General features: G+C 66.9%; 5 protein-coding genes. All 5 read right to left on the reverse strand.

Annotated elements, in window-relative coordinates:
• Positions 1-59: 59 nt before the first annotated feature.
• Positions 60-1,373, reverse strand: a complete 1,314-nt coding sequence (locus QPK27_RS24960) for an amidohydrolase (RefSeq protein ID WP_290420852.1) — start codon at positions 1,371-1,373, stop codon at positions 60-62.
• Between the two features lie 190 nt (positions 1,374-1,563).
• On the reverse strand, positions 1,564-3,384 hold the full coding sequence (locus tag QPK27_RS24965) for a M61 family metallopeptidase (RefSeq protein ID WP_290420853.1): 1,821 nt from the start codon (positions 3,382-3,384) through the stop codon (positions 1,564-1,566).
• Positions 3,385-3,484: 100 nt separating this feature from the next.
• Entirely contained in the window at positions 3,485-4,087 is a 603-nt protein-coding gene (locus tag QPK27_RS24970; protein ID WP_290420854.1) for a nucleotidyltransferase family protein, read from the reverse strand.
• A gap of 13 nt (positions 4,088-4,100) precedes the next feature.
• Positions 4,101-4,826, reverse strand: a complete 726-nt coding sequence (locus tag QPK27_RS24975; RefSeq protein ID WP_290420855.1) for a DsbC family protein — start codon at positions 4,824-4,826, stop codon at positions 4,101-4,103.
• A gap of 53 nt (positions 4,827-4,879) precedes the next feature.
• Positions 4,880-6,103: an FAD-dependent monooxygenase gene (locus tag QPK27_RS24980; protein WP_290420856.1), complete on the reverse strand. Its 1,224-nt coding sequence runs from the start codon at positions 6,101-6,103 to the stop codon at positions 4,880-4,882.
• Positions 6,104-6,311: the final 208 nt, after the last annotated feature.

Raw genomic sequence — 6,311 nt, forward strand, 5'->3', positions numbered from 1 at the left:
ATGTCCCTAGACATGTGTCACCCATGTCTCTGTGCCAAACAAACCCGTCCACCCTACGTTTATTTGCCTAATACGTTCAGCACGGCCAGCGTCATCGCCTTGGCCGACGTCTTGATCGACGGTTCCGGCACCGGCGCGTAGAACGGCGAATGATTGAAGGCGATCGGCTTGCCGCCTTCGCGCTCGGCGGCGGCGACGTCTTTCGGGTCGTACACGCCGGTGAAGAAGAACATCGACGGCACGCCCTCATTCGCATACAGCGAAAAGTCCTCGCTGGCCGTCATCGCCGGCATGCGCACCGCCTTGTCGGCGCCGAACGCCTCCTTGAACACCACCTCGGTCTTGTTCACCAGTTCGGTGCTGTTGACGATCGCCTGGCCGCCGCCGCCGATCACCATGTCGGGCTTCGGCGCCCCGGCCATCGCCGCCGCGCCTTCTGCCACGCGGCGCACGCCGTCCAGCAGCCTGGCGCGCACCTGCGGGCTGTACGAGCGGATGGTGCCGCGCACCTGCACGCTGTCGGGGATGATGTTGCCCACCGTGCCGCCCTGGATCGCGCCCACCGTCACCACGCCGAATTCCTTCGGATCCTTCTCGCGGCTGACCACCGTCTGCACGTCCACCACGAAGCGCGCCGCGATCGCGATCGGGTCGACCGTTTTATCGGGCGCCGAACCGTGGCCGCCGCGGCCCTTGAACACGATCTCGAGCGAGTCCGAATTCGACGACACCGGGCCGTCGTTGAAGCCCACCGTGCCGTAGGCCAGCGGCCAGGAATGCAGGGCGAACGCGTAGTCCGGTTTCGGGAAGCGCTTGAACAGGCCGTCGTCCAGCATGGCCCTGGCGCCGGAGACGATTTCCTCGGCCGGCTGGCCGATGAAGACCAGGGTGCCCTTCCACTGAGACTTGAGTTCGACCAGCGTGCGCGCGGCGCCCAGCCAGCTCGACATGTGGATGTCGTGGCCGCAGCTGTGGGTGACAAACGTGTCGCGCCCTTCGCTCATTGCGCGGGCGCGGCTGGCGTACGGCAGGCCGGTCTTTTCTTCCATCGGCAGGCCGTCCATGTCGGTGCGCACCAGGACCGTCGGGCCGGCGCCGTTCTTCAGCACCGCGACGATGCCGGTCTTGCCGACCTTCTCGGTCACGGTGAAGCCGAGTTTGCGCATCTCGGCCGCCAGCTTGCCGGCGGTGCGGGTTTCCTGGAAGGCGATCTCGGGATGGGCGTGCAGGTCTTTGTAGATGGTGTCGAGCCAGGGGTACATGGCGTCGACGCGGGTGAAGACGTCGTTCTTGAGCGGAGCGGCCTGCTGGGCCAATACGGAGGTGGAGGCGAGTGCGAACAGTGCGGCGGTGGCGATGCGGGTGAGCTTCAACGGGGGCCTCTTGTCGTTGTGATGTGGATGTCACAACGATAGCATGTTGAAGGGGCGTGCGGACGGTGGTTGAACGCGTCGGCGGGGGACCCGCCAACCCTACGGTGACGTCGGTCGATATGCCATCCCACGTAGGGTTGGCGGGTCTCCCGCCGACGCGTTCAACGCACGTTCGAATATCCCGGCCGGCTTACACCGCGCTTGGCCGCTTGATGGTCACCGACTTGCGTCCGGCCACCGCCGGCGACAGGGTAATCGCCGGCACCCGGTCGCCCTGCAGCGTGACGTCGAACGTCATCAATTCATCGCGCCGGAACGCGTGCACGGCTACCTTGTCGCCCACGCGATAACGCCCCAGCAGCGTGTCGACATTCGACGGATTGCCGTTCACGCGCAGGCCGTCGATCGCGATGATCACATCGTGCGCCGACAGGCCGGCCTGATGCGCCGCCCCGCCCTCGTGGACCTGGGTCAGCTTGGCGCCGAGCGTGTCGCGGCCGATGCCGGCATCCAGTGACGGCTTGCCGCCCTTGCGTTCCTCTACCAGCTTGACGCCCAGCGGCGCGAACAGCTTGGCCAGCGGCAGGTCGTCGGTGCCGCGCACCCAGCGCTCGAACAGGGCCTTGAGTTTCAGGCCGCTGACCTCATCGAACAGCGCTTCGACCTCGGCATCGGTCACGCCGCGGCCGGCGCCGTTGTAGAAGTCGCGCCCATAGCGCTCCCACAGCGCCAGCATCACGTCGTCGAGCGATTTGGCGCCATTCGTCTTAGCGCGGATGGTCAGGTCGAACGCCAGCGCGATCAGCGAACCCTTGGTGTAGTAGCTGATGATCGCGTTCGGCGAGTTCTCGTCCTGGCGGTAGTACTTGCTCCAGGCGTCGAAGCTGGAATCGGCCACGCTCTGCTTCAGGCGCCCGCTGCCGCGCAGCACGCCGCCGACGGTCTTGGCCAGCAGCTTGAAGTAGGTCGCCTCGCCGATGATCCCGGCGCGCACCAGCATCAGGTCGTCGTAGTAGCTGGTGAAGCCTTCGAAGAGCCACAGCAGCGGCGTGTAGTTTTCGGTCTGCAGGTCATATGGCGCGAACACGGCCGGCTTGATGCGCTTGACGTTCCAGGTATGGAAGTACTCGTGGCTGCACAGGCCGAGGAAGCGCAGGTAGCCTTCGCCCGGCTCGGCGCCCCTCAAGGTGGCGGTGCTGGGCAGGTCGGCGCGCGCCGCGATCAGCGCGGTCGAGGCGCGGTGTTCCAGGCCGCCGTAGCCGTCGCCCACCGCCATCGTCATGAACACGTAACGATCCAGCGGCGCGCGCCTGGTTTGCGGTTCGAAGAACGCGATCTGGGTTTCGCAGATCGCTTTCAGGTCGGCCTGCAGGCGCGCCATGTCCAGGTTCGGCACGCGGCCGGTGATCACGATGTCGTGGACGATGCCGTGCGCGGTGAAGCTGGCCAGCGCGAAGTCGCCCATCTCGACCGGGTGGTCGATCAGCTCATCGTAATTGGCGGCGGCGTACAGGCCGAAGCCATAGCGCTTGGCGCCGGCTTCCGGCATTGCAGTGGCCACGCGCCAGGTTTTTGCAGCCGGATCGGCCGGGCGCTGGATCTCGACGCCGTGCACGACATCCTCTTGCCCCACCACGCGCAGGAACACGCTGGTGCCGTTGAAGAAGCCGTGGGTCTGGTCGAGGTGGGCGGCGCGCACCGACAGGTCCCAGGCGTACACCTCGTAGTGCAGCGTGAGCGGGCCGGCGCACGGCGCGGCGCGCCAGGAGTGCTTGTCCAGCTTCGTCAATGCAACCGCCGCGCCATCGGCCTCGGCGCGGATGCGCACGATGTTGCGCGCGAACTCGCGGATCATGTAGCTGCCCGGGATCCAGGCCGGCAGCGCGAACACCTGGCCGTCGGGGTCGGGACGGGCCACCGTCACGGTGACGTTGAACAGGTGACCGGCCAGGTCCTTGGGAACGATGGTGTAGCGGATGGCGGGCTGCTTTTTCTGCGATGGCTTTTTCATGATGTTCTGATGTCTTCTCGGGACGCGCCGAATTGCCCTTAGTGTAAACGGATTCGATCCCTCACAGCAAAACGGGAGGGATGCGAGCAGCGCGAGCGCCTCAAGCCGGCAGGTCGCCCGGCGCGTCGATGTCGCGCAGGATGCCGGAATCATGCACGTCGATCGCGGTCACGGGATGGCTGGCCAGCAGGCGCCGCGCGCCCTGGTCGCCGTCCAGCGCCAGCAGTGCGTCGCGATGAACCGCGCCGAACGCCACCGGATTGCCGCGCCGGCCCTCGAACAGCGGCGCCGCGATGTCGGCGCCCTCGCCGATGGCAGCGGCCAGCAGGCGCAGCGTCGATGGATCAACGAACGGCATGTCGCCCAGCGCCACCAGCCACCCCTGCTCCGGCGCCGGATCGAGATGAAGAGAGTGAGAAACCGCATGCGCCAGCGACAGCCCCATGCCGGCGTCGGCATCGGGACACGTCGTGACCTCGCAGCCGAGCGCGCGCAGCGCTTCGGCCACGCCGCCATCGTCCGGGGGAACCACCGCCACCACCCGCGCGCACGCCGCCAGCAGCAGGCGCGCGCTGGCCACCACCACCGGGTCGCCGCCGGGCAGCGGCTGCAGCAGCTTGTTGCGCCGGCCTTGCGGATCGAAACGCCGTCCGCGCCCGGCCGCGAGCAGGATGCCGGTGATGGGAAACGCGGCGCCGCTCACTGGTGCGCCGGTCTTACTTCGCTTCGAGCGAAGACAGCTTGGCTTCCAGCGACTTGAGGTCGATCGCGCCCGGGATGCGCGAGCCGTCGGTGAAGAAGATCGCCGGGGTGCCGGTGATGTTCATCTTGCGGCCCAGTTCCACGATCTTGTCGTTGGGCGATTCGCACGAGCCTGGCGCGGCCGGCGGCACCTTCCCGTTGATCATCCAGTCGTCCCAGGCCTTGTTGCGGTTCGGCGCGCACCACACGTTCTTCGACTTGACGAACGAATCCTCCGAGAGGATGTTGTACATGAAGGTGTAGATGGTGACGTTGTCGATTTCCTTGAGCGTGGTCTGGCGCAGGCGCTTGCAGTAGCCGCAGTTCGGATCCTCGAACACCGCGATCACGCGCTTGCCGTTGCCCTTGACCTGCTTGAGCGCCATCGACAGCGGCAGGTCGCTGAACTTGATCTTGTTGATGTCGTCCAGGCGTTCGCGCGTCAGGTTGCGCGAGCTTTTCACGTCGTACACCTGGCCGATGACCAGGAATTCGCCCTTCTTGTCGGTGTACAGGATGTCGCCCGACACGCGCACTTCGTACAGGCCGCCGTACGGCGTTTCCTTGACCGACTCGATCGTGGCGCCGCCCAGGCGCGGCTCGAGCGCCTTCTTGATGTTTGCTTCGACCGTGTTCTGCGCATCGACGCAGGACGCCAGCAGCGCCGTCGCCAGCAAGACGGCGAGCTTCATTTTGACCATGCTTGAAAATCCTCAGTAGGGCAGCCCGGTCGTGGCGACCGGTGCGGCTCGATTCACGCCTTGCCCATCGCGTGCGCCATCAGGCGCCGCTTCAGCGCTGGCATCTTATCGAGCAAGTTTAATCCGAAATTGCGCGCCACGCGCAGCGGCTCCAGGTTGGCGCCGAACAGGCGCTCCAGCCCGTCGGTGGCCAGTTGCATCATGAGCACGTCTTCCTTGCGCTTGCGCGCATAGCGCGCCAGCACCCGTTCGTCGCCGATCGCGCGCCGCTGTTCGCGCTCGCGCACCGCCGTCAACAGGTCGACCACGTCGCCGAAGCCCAGGTTCATGCCGTGGCCGGCCAGCGGATGCACGGCGTGGGCGGCGTCGCCCACCAGCGCCACGCGCGGCGCCACGATGGCGTGCGGCTTGATCAGCGCCAGCGGCACCGCCGCCACCGCTTCCGGCTGCAGCGGGCGCAGCGTGCCCAGCTTGTCGTCGGCATATTCGCCGAGGCGGATCGCCAGTTCGCCCAGCGATTCGTCCATCAGGGTGTCGGCCAGGGTCTCGGGCGCCGACCATACCAGCGACACGCGGTTGCCCGGCAGCGGCAGCAGCGCGATGATGCCGTCGCTGCAGGTGAACCACTGGTACGCGACGCCGTGGTGCGGCTTGTCGCAGGCGAAGTTGGTAACGATGGCGCGCTGGTGGTACTGGCGGTAGTCGACGCCGATGTCGCACTGCCCGCGCACCCACGATTCGCGGCCGTCGGCGCCGACCAGCAGTTCGCATTCCAGCCGGCGGCCGTCTTCCAGACGCACTGCCGCTCCCGCTTCGCTGCAGCTCAGTTCGCAGGCGATGCCGCTGACCTGGTGCACGTTGTGGGCGAACTTCAGGGCCGCGTCGAGCGCGCCGTTCAGGTTGGAGTCCTCGACGATCCAGGCCAGGGTGCCGACCCGGGCGCCGAAGGCGTCGAAGCCGAGCTTGCCGCCGCCCTCGCCATCGCCATTGACGTCCATCGCGTCCACCGCCGCCACCCGCGCCAGGTCGAGCGCGCCCCACACCTTGAGCGAAGCCAGCAGGTCGTGCGCCGTATGGTTGAGCGCGTACACCCGCACGTCCCAGGGACGCTCGGCCGCCGTCGCCGTCGCGCTGTCCGGCGCCTTGCGCGCGGGCGGCGCCAGCAGCGTGACGCTGTGGCCGGCCTGGGCGAAGCCGAGCGCGGCGGTCTTGGCGATGGCGCCATTGCCGACGATGCAGACGTCGGACCGGGTAGTGGTGGTGGTGGGCGTGGTCATGGGGGCATTATAGCGATATGCCAATGTTGCGCCGCCCAATCCCGAGCGTCCTGGTGTGGCAATCGGCGGCGCCGTCAACCCCTTCGGCCGGCCACGCCAGGACCGTGATTCAAGAAAACGATCGCGGACACTTGCGCAACTGAAAATCGCTGGCTATAATCATGCCTCTCTTGGCCTGGTAGCTCAGTTGGTAGAGCAGAGGATTGAA

Source organism: Massilia sp. YIM B02443 (genome assembly GCF_030411955.1).
Classification (GTDB): Bacteria; Pseudomonadota; Gammaproteobacteria; order Burkholderiales; family Burkholderiaceae_D; genus Telluria.